The following is a 15,645-nucleotide window of genomic DNA, read 5'->3' on the forward strand; positions in this document are numbered from 1 at the left end:
GTCGCGCGCATGCGTCGTACGCTCGGGGTCGTCGTCAGTCTGCTCGTCGTCGCGATCGCGCTGGCCGGGTTCGCCGTACCCGCGTCGGCGGCGATCGGCGACCGGGTGCGGTCGATGACGATCGCGTACGACGTGTCCGCGGACGGCGTACTGCACGTGAGCGAGACGATCGAGTACCACTTCGGGGACTCCGGCCGGCACGGGATCTTCCGCGACCTGGTGATCCGCGAGCCGTACGCCGACGATCGGTCGAAGGACCAGCGGTACGACGTGTCGAACATCCAGGTGTCGTCGCCGAACGCGCCGGCCGGGTTCAGCACGTCCACGACCAGGACGAACAAGGCCCGCAACCAGGTGCTGCGGATCAAGGTCGGCTCGTCGGACAAAACGGTGACGGGCCAGGACGCGACGTACAAGATCAGCTACGACGTCCGTGGTGCGCTGCGGCACTTCCCGAACCACAGCGAGCTGTACTGGGACGCGACCGGCAACAGCTGGGAGGCGCCGCTCGACCACGTCGCGGTCACGGTGACGGTTCCGCACGGCGTGACGAAGGTCGCCTGCAACGAAGGCCGGTCCGGCTCCACGGCGAGTTGCAACGAGAAGGCCATCGTCGGCGGGAAAGCCACGTTCACCCAGGAGACCGACGTGGTCCGCGGCGAGGAGCTGACGATTGTCGCCGGCATCAAAGCCGGTGCCGTGAGCAACGACACGCCGATCGTCGCGGACCCGCCGGGCTTCCTGGCCCGGTACGGCGTCAGCGGGCCGGCCGCGGTTGTATCGGTCGCCCTGACCCTGCTCGCGATCGCCGCCGGCAAGCTGGTCGTCCGCCGTCGCCGCGATCTCCGGTACGACGGTCTGCCGCCGGGCACCGTCCCGCCCGCCGGCCTGGCGACTCGTACCGTGCCGGACCGCCTGACGGAGAAGGCGATCCCGGTCACGTTCGCGCCGCCGGAGATCAGCGCGGCTGAGGGCGGCCTGCTGGTCGACGGCAAGGTCGACACGACCGAGGTCGCGGCGACCCTCGTCGACCTGGCCGTCCGCGGTGCCGTCCGGATCGAGGGCGAGAACGACGTCCGGACCGCCGTACTGGTGGACGCCCGGCTCGCCACGGCGCCGCACGAGAAGGCGCTCCTGAGGGGACTGTTCCCGAAGCAGCAGCCGGGCGGGCAGGTCCGGCTGGTGCGGCCCGCGGTAGGGGACACCCGGCCGCAAGACGCTGCCGAGAGCATGGGCGACGCGCTGTGGAAACAGGTCGCGGAGCGGAACTGGTACGCGCGGCTGCCGCACCGGTCGACCGTTGTGGAATCTTCCGGTTACGGCTGGGTGCCGCTCGGCTGCGGGCTCTTCCTGGCGGCTCTGGCCGGCCTCATCTCGCTGATCGTGTACGTGATCAAGTTCGACGCGCCGCCGTGGCTCGGGCCGGCGGTCGTGGTCGCGCTGCCGGTGCTCGCCGTACTGAACGCCGTCGTCGACCTGATCCTGCAGCGCCGCGCCGGGCGCCGGAACGCGCTCGGCCGGGCGGTGACCGACCAGGTCGTCGGGTTCCGGCAGTACCTGAGCACCGCGGAGGCGGACCAGCTCCGGTTCGAGGACGGCGAGGACATCTTCAGCAAGTACCTGCCGTGGGCGATCGTGCTGGGGCTGGCCGACCGCTGGCAGCAGGTGTGCAAACAGCTCGTCGACTCCGGGCGGCTGACCGCGGCGCCTACGTGGTACGCCGGTACCAGCTCGTACTACGACTCCGGCTGGACCGCCGGGAGCATCTCCACGACGGTCTCCAGCACGTTCGCCGAGCCTCCGTCACCGTCGACCGGGGGCGGGTCGTCCTCCGGGTTCTCCTCGTCGTCGAGTTCGTCGTCGTCCTCGGGTGGCGGGGGCGGCGGCGGTGGCGGCGGGAGCTGGTAGGCCGGACCGTCTCAGGTCAGACCACGCCGCCGGCGGCGGTGGGTGCGGTCGGGTCGGCGCCGGCGTCGCCGACCACCTCGCGGGCCAGGAAGTCCTCGAGGTGGAACAGGTTGTCACCGGCCCGCTTGGCGACGTTGACCAGCGTCTTCATCGCGGCGACCTCCTCGACCTGCTCCTTGAGGAACCACTGCATGAACTGTTCACCGATGTAGTCGCTCTCGTCGCGGGCGGTGCGGGCGAGCGTCTCGATCTGCTTGGTGACGCTGATCTCCTGCGCGAGGGCGAGCTCGAGCGGCTCGATCGCGGACCTGAAGTCGGACTCGACCTCGCCGACCGACGGGATCGTCGGCCGGATGTCCTTGTCCAGCAGGTACTGCACCATCATCATCGCGTGGTTGCGCTCTTCCAGCGACTGCTTGTAGAAGTGCGCGGCCAGCCGGGGCAGATCCTGGTCGTCGTACCAGACAGCGACTGCCACGTACTGCTGCGACGCCGTGAATTCGTTACGGATCTGGTCCTGCAGGAGTTTCTCGTACGTGCTCATTCGGTCAATCTACTCTGTCCCAGCTCGACCACTTCGGAGTCACCGCCGGGCAGCCCGATCCGCACCGTAGTCCCTTGCACGTCCACATCGATGCCCTCGGCAATCGCCTCCACCCGGAGCGCGTCCCGCGTCAGCACCACCGCATTCACCAGCACGAGCGGCTCCCCGTGGTGCGCGGCCGTCAGGTAAGGCGTGGCCGAGTGCACCCCGAACGGGTTCACCCCCACCGCCCGATGCACCCCAGCCTGTTCATATCCGTACAAGCCAACAACAGCAGACAACAACCCATCCGTGTTCCGGGCCGAGGCGGCGTGCACCTCCTTCGGGGATGCGGTTGCCTCGGGCAAGGAGTCGCCGGCGACCGCGAAGCCGGCGCTGCGGACCACTGCACCCTCGGGTCCTTCGACGAGCGCGCAGCGGATCTCCCAGCCGTTCCACACGAGCGAGGCGACCTCGATCGCCCACGGTCCCTCGTCGCCCAGCCACGCCTTGTGCCACGAGGACGCCGTACGGCCGTCGACGCCGAGCCGCCGGATCCGCCCGCGCCCGCTCGCCGTACCGTCGGGCGAAACCAGCGAGATCAGGTTGTCGATCCCCGGCTCGTGGTCCGACAGGTCCGGCCCCGCGTGGTTCGCGTACGCCAACCGGTTGTAGTGCGGGTCGCCCGCCGGCTCGACGCCGGCAGGCTCGGCCACCGGCGCGTGATCCGCACCGTGGTTCACCAACTGCACGACCTGGTCGTGGCGGCTGGCATGCACGATCCACCCCGGCTCCGGCATCGCCTTCTGCTGATCCGCGTCGTCCAGCGGGATCGAGTCCTCCGGATCCGACCACACCGGATGCTCCGGCGGCAGGATCAACCCCACGAACCCCTTGGAGGCCCAGTACGGCGATCCCGGCCCGGAGTACTGCTGCGTCGTCGGCAGGAACGTGTCGTACCACCCGAGCGTCAGCACGCCCCGCTCGTCCGGCACCCCGTGCTGTACGAAGTGCCGCGCGATCCCGGAGCACAGCCGCCGCGTCTCACCCGGCGTCAGCGGCGTCGAGTCGAGCAAGGCGCCCATCCAGTACGGCGCCGCGGCCGCCATCCGGTACGTCAGCGACCGCCCCTGGTACAACGGCGCACCGTCGTTCCCCACGAAGTACGACGCGTCCTGCAGGAACAGGTTGATCCGCTCCTTGTAGACCTTCAACCGGTCCTCGTACTGCGCTCCCGGCGTGGCGGCGGCCATCCGCGCCCACAGCCCCGGGTACAGGTGCATCGCCCAGCCGATGTAGTTGTCGAAGTTCTGCCCGTCGCCGTCGGAGTACCAGCCGTTGCCGACGTACCAGTCCTCGATCCGGTCGAGGCCGCCGTCGATGTCCTCTTGCTTGTACGGCGCTCCGACCGAGGCGAGGAACTGCTCGCTGACGACCTGGAACAGCCGCCAGTTGTTGTCGTGCGTCGTCGACCCGTTGAACCCGCCGAGCCAGTCGGCGACGTGCTGCTGAGCCTTCGCGTCGAGCCGGTCCCAGATCCACTCGCGGGTCTCGTGCAGCGACACCGCGATCGCCGCCGCCTCGACCATCTGCTGTGACCGCGGGGTGAGCCGCAGCCAGGCCTCAGGGTGGTCCGGGTTCGCGCCGTTCGCAACGCCGCGCGCGTACCGCTCGATCAGCCGCTCACAGCCCTTGCCCTGCACGCCGGCGATCCGGAACGCGGCCAGCATGAACGACCGGGCGAACCCTTCGAGCGCGTCGGACGCCGTACCGGAGCGGCTCGGCCGGCCCGGCAGCTCGACCAGCGACATCCCGGGGGAGAAGTACGGAACGAGCGAGTCGAGCAGGTGGTCGGCAAGCGCCTCCCAGTGCGCCCGGGTCCACCCGGTCTGGCGGGACAGCTCGCGGTCGGTGTCCGGCAGGATCAAGCGGGTCACTAGGCCAACCTTCCGAGTTCGGTGGGGCTGATGGCGTGCTGCAGGGGTTGCCCGGCGGTGAGGCGTTCGAGTTCGCTGACGGCGAGTTCGCCGAGGCGGGCGATCTCGTTGCCGACGGCACCGGCGACATGCGGGGTGACGAACACGTTCGGCAGGTCGAGCAGCGGCGAGTCCGGCTCCAGCGGCTCGGGGTCGGTGACGTCGAGGATCGCGTCGATCCGGCCGGACGCGCACTCGCGGAGCAGCGCCTCGGAGTCGATGATCTTGCCGCGCGCGGTGTTGATCAGCGCGGCGCCGTCCTTGAGCAGCCCGAGCAGGCGCCCGTCCACCAGCCCGACGGTCTCCGGCAGCAGCGGCGCGTGCACGCTGAGGATGTCGCTGCGGCGGAACAGCGTGTCGTTGTCGACCAGCTCCGCGCCCAGCGCGGCGGCCTCGGAGGCCGTCAGGTACGGGTCGCTGATCAGCACGTGCAGGTCGAACCCGCGCAGCCGCTCGGCGACCATCTTCGCGATCCGGGACGCCCCGAGCAGGCCGACGGTGGTGCCGTAGTTGCCCGGCATCCCGTGGGCGTCGCCCTTGCTCCGCTCCAGCCGGTACTGCGCCGCGAGCCGGAACGCCCGCTTGCCGGCCATCACGATCGCCGCGACCGTGAACTCGGCGACCGGCTGCGCGTTCGCGGTCGCCGCCGACGAGACCTGGATGCCCCGGTCGAAGGCGGCCGGGTCGACGATCGCCTTCACCGAGCCGGCCGCGTGCAGGATCGCCTGCAGCTTCGGCGCCGCGTCCAGGACGTCCGGCCCGATCCGCGGGCAGCCCCACCCGGTGAGCAGGACGTCGACGTCGGGGAGCGCCGCCCGTACGGCGGGGTCGGCGAGGAAGTCCCGGACCGGCTGGTCCTTGGTGCTGCCCTGTCCGGGGCCGACCGGCAGCACGGTGGCGACGGCGTCCAGGCGCTGCCGGACGGACGGGACCAGGACGTGCGCCCGGGTGCCGTCGTTCATCGCCAGCATGACGGTCAGGGCGGAGTTCGGTTCAAGGCTCACGACGCTAACCTAGCAAGCGCTTTCCGGGATTGTCTCGCCGCCGCCGGGTCGTGGACGCTTCCTGAAACTTCGCTGATCCCGGAATTTGTCCGCGCGGCCCCGGCGTTGGGGAGAATAGACGTGACTGTTGGTGATGCGAAGGAGACGACGATGCTGCGACCGGACGACCTCTACGAGATCGTCGACGAGTCGGTGGCGACCGGCCCGGCGGCGACGCCGAAGGTCATGGTGCACTCGCTGGACGGCTTCATGGACGCCGGCCAGGCGGGGCGCGTGACCGCCGACCACCTGCTCGAGGTGCTGGACCACCGGTTGCTGGCGCGGTTCGACGTCGACCTGCTGCACGACTACCGGGCCCGCCGGCCCGAGGTGACGTTCGCCGAGGACCGGTTCACCGACTACACACCGCCGCACCTGTCGCTGCACCTGGTGACGGACGACGCGGGTGTCGACTTCCTGCTGCTCGAGGGCGTCGAGCCGGACAACCACTGGGACCGGTTCGCCGGCGCCGTCCGGCAGCTCATCGAGCTGTACAACGTGACCCTGACCGTCGGCGTGCACGGCATCCCGATGGGGGTTCCGCACACCCGGCCGCTCGGTCTGACCGCGCACGCGACCCGGCCCGAGCTGGTCACCCGGTCGAACATCTGGGACGGCGAGATGCAGCTGCCCGCGAGCGCCGGCACGATGCTGCAGGTCCGCCTCGGCGAGGCCGGCAAGGACGCGATGGGCTTCGCCGTCCACGTCCCGCACTACCTGGCCGAGAACCGCTTCCCGGGCGCCGCGCTGGCGCTCGTGCACGCGATCTCCGCGGCGACCGGGCTGCTGCTTCCCAGCAAGGCCCTGCTCGACGAGGCCGCGGTCACCGGCCGCCTGGTCGACGAGCAGGTCGACGCCTCGGAGGACGCCAGCGCGGTCGTCAAGGCCCTGGAGACGCAGTACGACGCTGCCGCCGGTTCACTGAGCCGGAAGAGCCTGCTCGCCGACTCGACGCCGTCCGCCGACGAGCTGGGCGCCGAGGTCGAACAGTTCCTCGCCGAACTCAACCGCGAAGACGACAACTGACCCGTCGTACGTGACGGTTTCCACAGCGCGTACCGCGTAGTACTGCGTCCGGGCCTGTCAGGATGAGGCATGCCTGAGTCGTTGGAGGATCTGGTCGAGCTGCTCGACCTGGAGAAGATCGACGTCGACCTGTTCCGCGGGCGGCAGCCGCAGACGTCGATGCAGCGCGTGTTCGGCGGGCAGGTGCTCGGCCAGGCGCTCGCCGCCGCGAGCCGGACGGTCGAAGCGGAGCGGGTCGTGCACTCGCTGCACGGGTATTTCCTGCGCGCCGGTGACACGTCGGTGCCGATCGTGTACCGCGCGGAGCCGACCCGCGACGGCGGTTCGTTCAGCAGCCGGCGAGTGGTCGCCTCCCAGCACGGGAAGCCGATCTTCTACATGTCGGCGTCGTTCCAGCGCCCGGAGCCCGGCCTCGACCACCAGGATCCGATGCCGGACGACGTCGTACCGCCGGAAGAGGCGCCCCGGCTCGCCACGGTCCTCGAGGCGCAGAGCGGGCGGCCCGCCGCGGACTGGGACCGCGAGTGGGCGTCGCTCGACGTACGGCTGGCAGGAGTCAGCGGCCGGCAGTTCTGGATCCGGGCCGCCGGGAAGCTCCCGGACGATCCGGCGTTGCACGCGTGTGTGCTCGCGTACGCCAGTGACCTGACCTTGCTCGGCGCGAGTCTGCTGCCGCACGGGATCGTGATCGGCGACCGGCGGATCCAGCCCGCGTCGCTGGATCACGCGCTCTGGTTCCACCGCCCGTTCCGCGCGGACGAGTGGCTGCTCTACGACCAGGCGTCGCCGTCGGCGTCCGGTGCGCGCGGCTTCGCGACCGGCCGGCTGTACACCGATGACGGGCGTCTGATCGCCTCCGTTGCGCAGGAAGGGCTGATTCGTCCGGTCGGTCTGGATTCGGATCTGCTAACTTAGGAGCATGTCGCAGCGCGCAGTAGTGACGACGACGCCGGAGTACGTCCCGGCGCGCTGACACCTGACTGTCTGACCAAGCCCCGGGGCGAGTGCCCCGGGGCTTTGTCGTACCCGTGGTTCCTCGCCCCATTCTCAACGAGGAGACCACCATGTACGACCACCGCAAGATCGGCCGCGAGCTCGGCCTGTTCGACTCCGACCCGCTGATCGGCGCGGGCCTGCCCTACTGGTTGCCGGCCGGGGCCGCCGTACGCCGGGCACTCGAGAGCTACATCGCCGAAGTGGAGCGAAGAGCCGGCTACCAGCAGGTGTACTCGCCGGTGCTCGCGAAGAAGGAGCTGTACGAGATCTCCGGCCACTGGGCGAAGTACCACGACGACATGTACCCGCCGATGGACATGGGCGGTGAGGAGCTGATCCTGCGACCCAGCATTTGTCCGCACCACGCGCTGATGTTCCGCTCCCGCTCGCACAGTTACCGCGAGCTCCCGCTGCGGATGTCCGAGCTCGGCGGGCAGTACCGCGCCGAGCTGTCCGGCGCGATCGGCGGCCTCAGCCGGGTCCGCGCGATGCAGCTGAACGACGCGCACATCTTCTGCCGCCTCGACCAGGTCGCTTCCGAGGCCGCGGACGCGCTGCGGCTGATCAACCAGGCGTACGCCGACATGGGCATCGCGGCCTCCCGCTACGTGCTCGCCCTACCTGCCGAGGATGCGGAGTTCAACAGCCCGTCGAGCAAGTACGTCGGGGACGCGGCGAGCTGGGCACAGGCGGCCGAGCTGCTCCGCGGGGTGCTGAAGGACGCGGGTATGGACTACGAGGACGCGCCGGGTGACGCGGCGTTCTACGGGCCGAAGATCGACATCCAGCTGATGGACTCGGCCGGTCGCGAGTTCAGCCTGTCGACCGTCCAGATCGACTTCCACCAGCCGGCCGCCTTCGGGCTCGAGTACATCGGTGCTGACGGCAACAAACACCGGCCGGTGATGGTGCACCGGGCGATCGTCGGCAGCATCGAGCGGGCGATGGCCCAGCTGATCGAGGTGCACGGCGGCGCGTTCCCGGCGTGGCTCGCGCCGGTGCAGGTCGTCGTACTGCCGATCTCGGACGCCGAGGAGGAGCTCGCCGTCCAGGTCGCGCGGCGGGCGTCGGACCGCGGGCTGCGGGTGGAGATCGCGCACGCCGACGAGGGCAGCCTCGGCGCGCGGATCCGGGAGAACCGGCTGGCGCCGTACCAGGCCGTCATCGGCGCGCGCGAAGCCTCCAGCGGCGAACTCGCGGTCCGCGAACGCGACGGCAGCAAGTGGGACGCTGCGCCGATCGGGCAGGTGCTGGATCAGCTCCGCGACCTCAGTGTTCCTGCAGCTGTCCGATCAGGTGAGTGATGTCGTGTGACTCGTCGTACAGCGCGAAATCCAGGGTCTTGCCGTGCTGCTGGTGACCGAACTGGACGCGGGACGGGAGCAGCAACGGCTTGCGGAAGTCCACGCGGACCGTGAACGCGTCCGGCAACGCGCCGGCCCGCTGGATCGACGCGAGCGCGGCGGCCTTGGCCCACATGCCGTGGGCGATCTGGCGCGGGAACCCGAACGCCTGGGCGGTGAGCTTGAACAGGTGGATCGGGTTCCGGTCGCCGGACGCGGCGGCGTACCGGCGGCCGAGGTTGCCGCGCAGGTCCCACCACGCGCTGCCGGCCAGCACCGGGTCCGGCAGCAGGTCGGCGTGCTCGTCCGGCGTACCTGCCGACCGGCTGAGCAGCGTGGTGAGGTCGCTCCACACGAGCTCGTGATCGACGAACACCTCGCTGATCACGTCGAACACGGTGCCCTTGGGATGCGGCCGTTCCGGCGTACTGTGCACGCGGATCGACGGCTCCGCGTGCAGCGGGACCGGCTGCTTCTGCGTGATCGTGTTGGACAGGTGCACGATCCCCATCGGCTTGTACGGGAACGAGGGGTCGGACATCAGGTCCAGGTGCAACGGGAACGCCAGGACGTGCGGGTACGTCGGGGGCAGCGCCGGGCCCGCCTGGAAACCGGTGACATCGCGGTACGCCGTCAGGTGGTCCTGGTCGACCGCCGACCGCGGCAGTTCGAGCGTGAGGCCGTCCTCGTTCGGCGCGTAGTCGGCGCGCCGCAGCGTGGCCTTGACGGTCCGCGCGTACAGCGCGCCGAGGCCGGGGGAGTCGTCGTACCGGCGGGTCGGCATCAGGCCCCCAGCAAGCTCTGACCGCAGACGCGGACCACGTTGCCGGTCAGGCCCGCGGACGCCGGATCCGCGAACCAGGCGATCGCCTCGGCCACGTCGATCGGCAGCCCGCCCTGCTGCAGCGAGTTCATCCGGCGGCCGACCTCGCGGATCGCGAACGGGATCTTCGCGGTCATCTCGGTCTCGATGAACCCGGGCGCCACCGCGTTGATCCGGATCTGCTTGTCGGCGAGCACCGGCGCCAGCGCCTCGACCAGCCCGATCACGCCGGCCTTCGAGGTCGCGTAGTTCGTCTGGCCGTTGTTGCCGGCGATCCCGGCCATCGACGAGACGCCGACGATCGAGCCGCCGTCGCGGATCGCGCCGGACTCGACCAGGTGCTTGGTGATCCGCTCGGGGGCGCGCAGGTTCACGTCCAGGACGGCGTCCCAGGCGTCGGTCCGCATGTTCACCAGCCGCCGGTCGCGGGTGATGCCGGCGTTGTGGACGACGATGTCGAGCCCACCGTGCTGCTCCTGCGCGTGCGCCGCGATCCGCTGCGCCGCGTCGACCGCGGTCACGTCGAGGAGGAGCTCGGTGCCGCCGATCTTCGAGATCACCTTGCGCAGCGGATCCGCGTTCTGCGGTACGTCGACGCCGATCACGGTCGCACCGTCGCGGGCGAGCGTGTTCGCGATCGCGGCGCCGATCCCACGGGCCGCGCCGGTGACGAGCGCCGTCCGGCCGGCCAGCGGGCGCTGCGGGTCGTTGCTGACGAGCGGGCCGGTGCCGATCCGGGCGACCTGCCCGTCGACGTACGCGGACTTCGGGGAGAGGAAGAAGCGGAGCGTGGAGTCGAGCTGCTCGTGCGCGTCCGGGGCGACGTACACGAGGTTGACCGTGGCGCCGCGCTTCACCTCCTTGCCGAGGCTGCGGGTGAAGCCTTCCAGCGCGCGCTGCGCGATGTGCTGGTCGGTGCTGCTCGCGAGTTCCGGCGTACGGCCGACGACGATCACCCGGCCCGCCGCGGCGAGCTGGCGGATCACGGGGGAGAAGAACCGCTGCAGGCTGGACAGGTCCGCGGTCGAGGTCGCGCCGGTCGCGTCGAAGACCAGAGCCTTCGGGCGGATCTCGCTGGACGCGACGCCCTCGGTCGCCGTGCTGAAGCTGGCGCCGATGTCGCGCAGCAGGGCCTGGATCGCCTTGCCGGCGTCGGACTCGCCGATCGCACCGAAGACGACCGGTCCGTCGATCACCGGTGCGCCGTCGGTCCAGCGCGGCAGCGGCAGCGGGTCGGGCAGACCCAGGTTCTTCACCAGGGTCTTGCCGAGCGGCGTCCGGGTGAAGGTCTGGTAGCGATCCGTCATCTCAGCTCCTACTTCTCGAGGATGGCGACGACACCCTGGCCACCCGCGGCGCAGATCGAGATCAGCCCGCGGCCGCCGCCGTTCTCGTCCAGTTGCTTCGCCAGCGCGGCGACGATCCGCCCGCCGGTCGCCGCGAACGGATGCCCCGCGGCCAGCGAGCTCCCGTTCACGTTCAGCTTGTCCCGATCGATCTCCCCGAGGGGCGCGTCGAGACCCAGCCGTTCCTTGCAGAAGATCGGGTCCTCCCACGCCTTCAGGGTGGACAGTACCTGGGAGGCGAACGCTTCGTGGATCTCGTAGTAGTCGAAGTCCTGCAGTGTGAGACCGGCACGCTGCAGCATCCGCGGCACGGCGTACGCCGGGGCCATCAGCAGGCCCTCGGCTCCCTTCACGTAGTCGACCGCTGCGGTCTGCGAGTGGGTCAGGTACGCGAGCGGGCGCAGGCCGTGCTCCCTGGCCCACTCGTCGGTGGACAGCAGGACGGTGGACGCGCCGTCGGTCAGCGGGGTCGAGTTGCCGGCGGTCATCGTCGCGGTCTCGCCCTTGCCGAACACCGGCTTCAGCTTCGCGAGCTTCTCCAGCGTGGTGTCGGGCCTCAGGTTCTGGTCCTTCTCGAGCCCGAGGTACGGCGTGATCAGGTCCTGCTGGAAGCCGCGGTCGTAGGCGGCGGCCAGGTTGACGTGGGACCTGTAGGCGAGCTCGTCCTGCGCCTCGCGGGTGATGCCCCACTCCAGCGCGGTCAGCGCGGCGTGGTCGCCCATCGACTTCCTGGTCCGCGGCTCGGCGTTCCGCGGGATCTCCGGTACGACGTCCTTCGGGCGGACCCGGGCGAGCACCTTGAGGCGGTCCGGGTACGTCTTCGCGCGGTTCAGGTCCAGGAGGACGTTGCGCAGGTGGTCGTTGACGCTCAGCGGCGCGTCGGAGGCGGTGTCGACGCCGCCGGCGATCCCCGCGTCGATCTGGCCGAGCGCGATCTTGTTGCCGACCAGGATCGCCGCCTCCAGCCCGGTGCCGCAGGCCTGCTGGATGTCGTACGCCGGAGTGGTGGGCGCGAGCTTCGACCCGAGCACCACCTCGCGGACCATGTTCCAGTCGCGGGCGTGCTTGAGGACCGCCCCGGCGACCACCTCGCCGACCTCCTGCCCGCCCAGACCGGCCCGGTCGACCAGGCCGTTCAGCGCGGCGGTGAGCATGTCGGAGTTGGAGGCGTGCCGGTAGGTCTTGTCCTGCCGGGCGAACGGGATCCGGTTCCCGGCGACCACGGCCACCTTGCGCGGTTCGGTCACGATGTCTCTCCTGCTCTGGCTCTCGCGGAACGGGTCTTGGCTGTCAGGGCTTTCTGTCCCACCGCGGTTGCCAGGGTCGCGGTGATCGCGGTCGACCGGACGGTGCCGACATCGGCATGATGCACCACCGGGTGTCCCGGGCGGCTGCCCGACACGATCAGACCGACCCTTGCCATGTGCAACGATCCCAGAGTCTGCGTGTACAGGTGGTTGGCGAGGTACGCGGTGTCGACCTCGTCGAACACCCCGGTCCGCTGGCCGGCCTTCAGGATCGCGGCGATCCGGTCCAGCGGCGCGGCCATCGCCGTACCGAGCTTGACCATCACCGGCTCGGTGATCTCGCCGAACAGCTCCTCGCCGGTCCTTCTCAGCAGACTCATCGCGCAGTCGGTGAACGCCGGGTAGCCGAGACAGAAGTCCACGAACGTCTCGCTCAGGGCCTTGAGCCGGTTGAGCGGAGTTCTTCTCGGGCTGTCCTTCTGGTGCAGGCGGTCTTCGAGCTCCTGGAGGTAGTCGACGAGCGTCAGCGCGAACAGCTCTTCCTTGCCGGCGAAGTGCCGGTAGATCAGTGCCTTGTTGATCCCGACCCGCTTGGCGATATCGTCGATCTGGGCGTCGATCGTGCCGCGCTCGTCGAAGATCTCCCGGGTGGCACGGATGATGTCCCGCTCCCGGTCGCGCCGACGCTCCGCCGTGGTCCGGCGGCGTCCGATCGCGAGCAGCGCGGAGCTCATGAACCGATCTTAGCCACAGCGGTACCCGATGGTGCAAACGACAGTTACACTCATCGGTAACATCGTAGTGCCGCCGCTGGAGGATGTTGATGACGATGACCGATCCGAAGCCCGCTGTCTCCGCCGACGTGATGGCGCTCGCCGGTGAGCTCGGCGCCGAGCGGTCCGCACCGGGCTGGAGCCCGTTCTCGCTGCAGCTGAACGACGAGCAGCGGGAGATCCGCGACTGGGCCCACACCTTCGCCGCGGACGTCATCCGCCCGGCCGCCGCCGAGTGGGACGAGCGCGAGGAGACCCCGTGGCCGGTCATCCAGGAGGCGGCCAAGATCGGCCTGTACGGGCTCGACGCCAACATCAACCTGTTCATCGACCCGTCCGGCCTGCTGATGCCGCTCGTGCACGAGGAGCTGTTCTGGGGCGACGCCGGGATCGGCATGTCGCTGAAGGGCACCGGCCTCGCGTCGTCGGCGATCTTCTCCAACGGTACGCCGGACCAGTGGAGCCAGTGGATGCCCCGCTGCTACGGGACACCTGACGACGTACGCGTGGCCGCCTTCTGCTCCTCCGAACCGGGCGCCGGCTCCGACGTCTCCGCGATCCGCACCCGCGCCGTCTACGACTCCGCCTCGGACGAGTGGGTCATCAACGGCCAGAAGGCCTGGGCGACGAACGGCGGCATCGCGGACATCCACGTGGTCGTCGCGACGGTCGACCCGTCGCTGGGTACCAAGGGCCAGGCCGCGTTCGTCGTACCCCGGACCGAGGTCCACGGCCTGCAGCAGGGCACAAAACTCCGCAAGCACGGCCTCCGCGCCTCGCACACCGCCGACGTCTTCTTCGACAACGTCCGCATCCCCGCCGGCAACGTCCTCGGCGGCAAGGAAAAGCTCGACGAACGCCTCGCCCGCGCCCGCGAAGCCGCCCAGAACCCCGGCAAGGGCTCGACCGGCCGCAACGCCTCGATGGCCACCTTCGAAATGACCCGCCACATCGTCGGCGCCCAGGCCATCGGCATCGCGCGGGCCGCCTACGAAGTGGCGTTGGAGTACGCCAAGACCCGCGAACAGTTCGGCCGCCCGATCATCGACAACCAGGGCATCGCCTTCAAACTCGCCGACATGGCCATGGAGATCGACGCCGCCCGCCTCCTCGTCTGGCGCGCCGCCAACATGTCCGCCGCCCTCATGCGCGGCGAAACCCCCGACTACCGCCACGGCGAAGGCTCCATGGCCAAACTGAAGGCCGGCGAGGTAGCCGTACGCGTCACCGAAGAAGCCATCCAAATCCTCGGCGGCAACGGCTACACCCGCGAATACCCCGTAGAACGCATGCACCGAGACGCCAAGATCTACACCATCTTCGAAGGCACCTCCGAAATCCAGCGCCTGGTAATCGCCCGAGCCATCTCCGGCATGCGCATCAGGTGAAATAGCCCCCACGCGTGCTCCGCAGGGGCTCCGGTCGCTCCGCTCCCTCCCGCCCCTGCTCCGCGCGCTACCCACCCACCCTCCGGCTGGCGCCGGCCTCTTGCCCGCTGCCGCGGGCGACTTGCGGGCTGGCGCCCGCGATCTGCTCGCTTCGCTCGCGTGCGACTGCTCAGCCGGCGCCCGTGGGTAAGCGCGGAGGTGGTGACGGGTGCACGACTCCGTGCTGCAAGGCTTCGGCCGCACGCGGCATGCCGTGCTCCCCGGGCAGCTGCTCGACCGCCCGGGCCAGCTGCAGCCCGACCGGCCCACGTAGGTCTGGCGCCAACGCGACCATGCCGCCAGTCTCTGCCCCGAGCAGCCCTATCCGCATCACAGCGCCGTCTCGGGATGTCGGCGACGTCGCCGGCACTCGGCGCATCGCCTGCCCGACCGGCGCAGGTGTACTGCGGGTCAGCCGGCCAGTCGGTTGAGCTTGCGGATTTGCTTGTCGAAGGCGCCCGAGGGCACGATCCGGCGCAGGAGGCTGACGCGTGCGGCCATCGAGCCGGCGGTGTAGCGGAGCTTGGGCTTGGCATCGGTGGCGGCCGCGACGATGACCTTCGCGACAACGTCCGGGTTGTCGGCGTTGCGCACGGCGGTGGCCAGTACGTCTCGGGCGACCTGCCGCTGTGCGGCGTAGACGGGCAGGGGCGAGTCGGGTGCCTGGCTGCTCGCCTCGAAACTCGTGCTGGTGTAGGCCGGCTCGACGAGCAGCATCCGGACGCCGTGCTCGCGAAGCTCGTGGTCGACGGACTCGGAGTAGCCCTCGACCGCATGCTTGGCGGCGGCGTAGACGGCCATGAAGGGGGCGGGGATGAGACCGAGTACTGAGGAGACGTTGAGCACGCGGCCAGTGCCCTGGGCGCGCATGTGGGGCAGCACTGCGTTGGTCATCCGCATCAGGCCGAAGACGTTGATGTCGAACACCTCCTTGGCCTGGTCGATCGAGCTCTCCTCGCCGGCGCCGACCGCGCCCACGCCCGCGTTGTTGACCAGGACGTCGATCCGGCCGAACAGCTCGATCACCTCCCCGACCAGGGCGCGGACCGACTCGTCGCTGGCCACGTCGAGATCGAGGAACGTCACCCCGGCGAGCGGCTCGGCGTTCGCCGCGGTCCGGCTCGTGCCGACCACCGCGAAGCCGGCGTCCACGAGAGCGAGCGCTGCCGCCCGCCCGATCCCGGAGGAGGCGCCCGTCACGAGGGCCACTGGGT

The 15,645-nt window shown here is 70.1% G+C and carries 13 protein-coding genes; 5 read left to right on the forward strand and 8 right to left on the reverse strand.

Features of this window, described 5'->3' with window-relative positions:
- Window positions 1–9 precede the first annotated feature (9 nt).
- Window positions 10–1,908, forward strand: a complete 1,899-nt coding sequence (locus AB0M51_RS07320) for a DUF2207 domain-containing protein (RefSeq protein WP_344196401.1) — start codon at window positions 10–12, stop codon at window positions 1,906–1,908.
- A 16-nt stretch (window positions 1,909–1,924) separates the two neighbouring features.
- Here the strand turns inward: AB0M51_RS07320 and AB0M51_RS07325 are convergent, their stop codons facing one another.
- The 3 genes from AB0M51_RS07325 to AB0M51_RS07335 are packed head-to-tail and all read right to left on the reverse strand — an operon-like array spanning window position 1,925 to window position 5,411.
- Entirely contained in the window at window positions 1,925–2,452 is a 528-nt protein-coding gene (locus tag AB0M51_RS07325) for a ferritin (protein ID WP_363748454.1), read from the reverse strand.
- The gene (locus tag AB0M51_RS07330) at window positions 2,449–4,368 is read right to left on the reverse strand and encodes a DUF2264 domain-containing protein (RefSeq protein ID WP_344196396.1); all 1,920 of its coding nucleotides are present in this window, start codon (window positions 4,366–4,368) and stop codon (window positions 2,449–2,451) included. Before AB0M51_RS07330 ends, AB0M51_RS07325 begins: the two co-directional genes overlap by 4 nt.
- Window positions 4,368–5,411, reverse strand: coding sequence for a hydroxyacid dehydrogenase (locus AB0M51_RS07335; RefSeq protein WP_344196395.1), 1,044 nt, complete (start codon window positions 5,409–5,411; stop codon window positions 4,368–4,370). The genes AB0M51_RS07330 and AB0M51_RS07335 overlap by 1 nt, the downstream gene beginning before the upstream one ends.
- A gap of 120 nt (window positions 5,412–5,531) precedes the next feature.
- On the opposite strand from AB0M51_RS07335, the gene AB0M51_RS07340 reads away from it, so the two are divergent.
- The 3 genes from AB0M51_RS07340 (at window position 5,532) to thrS (ending at window position 8,776) form a co-directional block, all read left to right on the forward strand.
- Complete coding sequence (locus AB0M51_RS07340) at window positions 5,532–6,476, forward strand: PAC2 family protein (RefSeq protein ID WP_344196394.1); 945 nt, start codon at window positions 5,532–5,534, stop codon at window positions 6,474–6,476.
- A 69-nt stretch (window positions 6,477–6,545) separates the two neighbouring features.
- Window positions 6,546–7,391 carry an acyl-CoA thioesterase II gene (locus AB0M51_RS07345; protein ID WP_344196391.1) on the forward strand — a complete coding sequence of 282 codons (846 nt, stop codon included), beginning with the start codon at window positions 6,546–6,548 and terminating at the stop codon, window positions 7,389–7,391.
- Window positions 7,392–7,504: 113 nt separating this feature from the next.
- Entirely contained in the window at window positions 7,505–8,776 is a 1,272-nt protein-coding gene (gene thrS / locus AB0M51_RS07350) for a threonine--tRNA ligase (RefSeq protein ID WP_363748458.1), read from the forward strand.
- Here thrS and AB0M51_RS07355 read toward each other — a convergent pair.
- From AB0M51_RS07355 to AB0M51_RS07370, 4 genes are read right to left on the reverse strand one after another with little or no spacing between them, the layout of a single operon-like run.
- Window positions 8,742–9,599: a MaoC/PaaZ C-terminal domain-containing protein gene (locus tag AB0M51_RS07355; protein WP_344196386.1), complete on the reverse strand. Its 858-nt coding sequence runs from the start codon at window positions 9,597–9,599 to the stop codon at window positions 8,742–8,744. The two genes, thrS and AB0M51_RS07355, sit on opposite strands and share 35 nt — an antisense overlap.
- Entirely contained in the window at window positions 9,599–10,945 is a 1,347-nt protein-coding gene (locus AB0M51_RS07360) for a 3-oxoacyl-ACP reductase (protein WP_344196383.1), read from the reverse strand. The genes AB0M51_RS07355 and AB0M51_RS07360 overlap by 1 nt, the downstream gene beginning before the upstream one ends.
- Before the next feature lie 8 nt (window positions 10,946–10,953).
- Window positions 10,954–12,231 carry an acetyl-CoA C-acetyltransferase gene (locus tag AB0M51_RS07365; protein WP_344196381.1) on the reverse strand — a complete coding sequence of 426 codons (1,278 nt, stop codon included), beginning with the start codon at window positions 12,229–12,231 and terminating at the stop codon, window positions 10,954–10,956.
- Window positions 12,228–12,965, reverse strand: coding sequence for a TetR/AcrR family transcriptional regulator (locus AB0M51_RS07370; RefSeq protein ID WP_344196378.1), 738 nt, complete (start codon window positions 12,963–12,965; stop codon window positions 12,228–12,230). Before AB0M51_RS07370 ends, AB0M51_RS07365 begins: the two co-directional genes overlap by 4 nt.
- A 95-nt stretch (window positions 12,966–13,060) precedes the next feature.
- Here AB0M51_RS07370 and AB0M51_RS07375 point away from each other — a divergent pair, with 95 nt between their 5' ends.
- Window positions 13,061–14,392 (forward strand): acyl-CoA dehydrogenase family protein, encoded by a 1,332-nt coding sequence (locus AB0M51_RS07375; RefSeq protein ID WP_344196375.1) that lies wholly within the window; start codon window positions 13,061–13,063, stop codon window positions 14,390–14,392.
- Between the two features lie 450 nt (window positions 14,393–14,842).
- On the opposite strand, the gene AB0M51_RS07380 is transcribed toward AB0M51_RS07375, so the two are convergent.
- Window positions 14,843–15,640, reverse strand: coding sequence for an oxidoreductase (locus tag AB0M51_RS07380; protein WP_344196374.1), 798 nt, complete (start codon window positions 15,638–15,640; stop codon window positions 14,843–14,845).
- Window positions 15,641–15,645 lie beyond the last annotated feature (5 nt).

This window comes from Kribbella sp. NPDC051137, assembly GCF_040682535.1.
Lineage (GTDB): Bacteria > Actinomycetota > Actinomycetes > Propionibacteriales > Kribbellaceae > Kribbella > Kribbella karoonensis.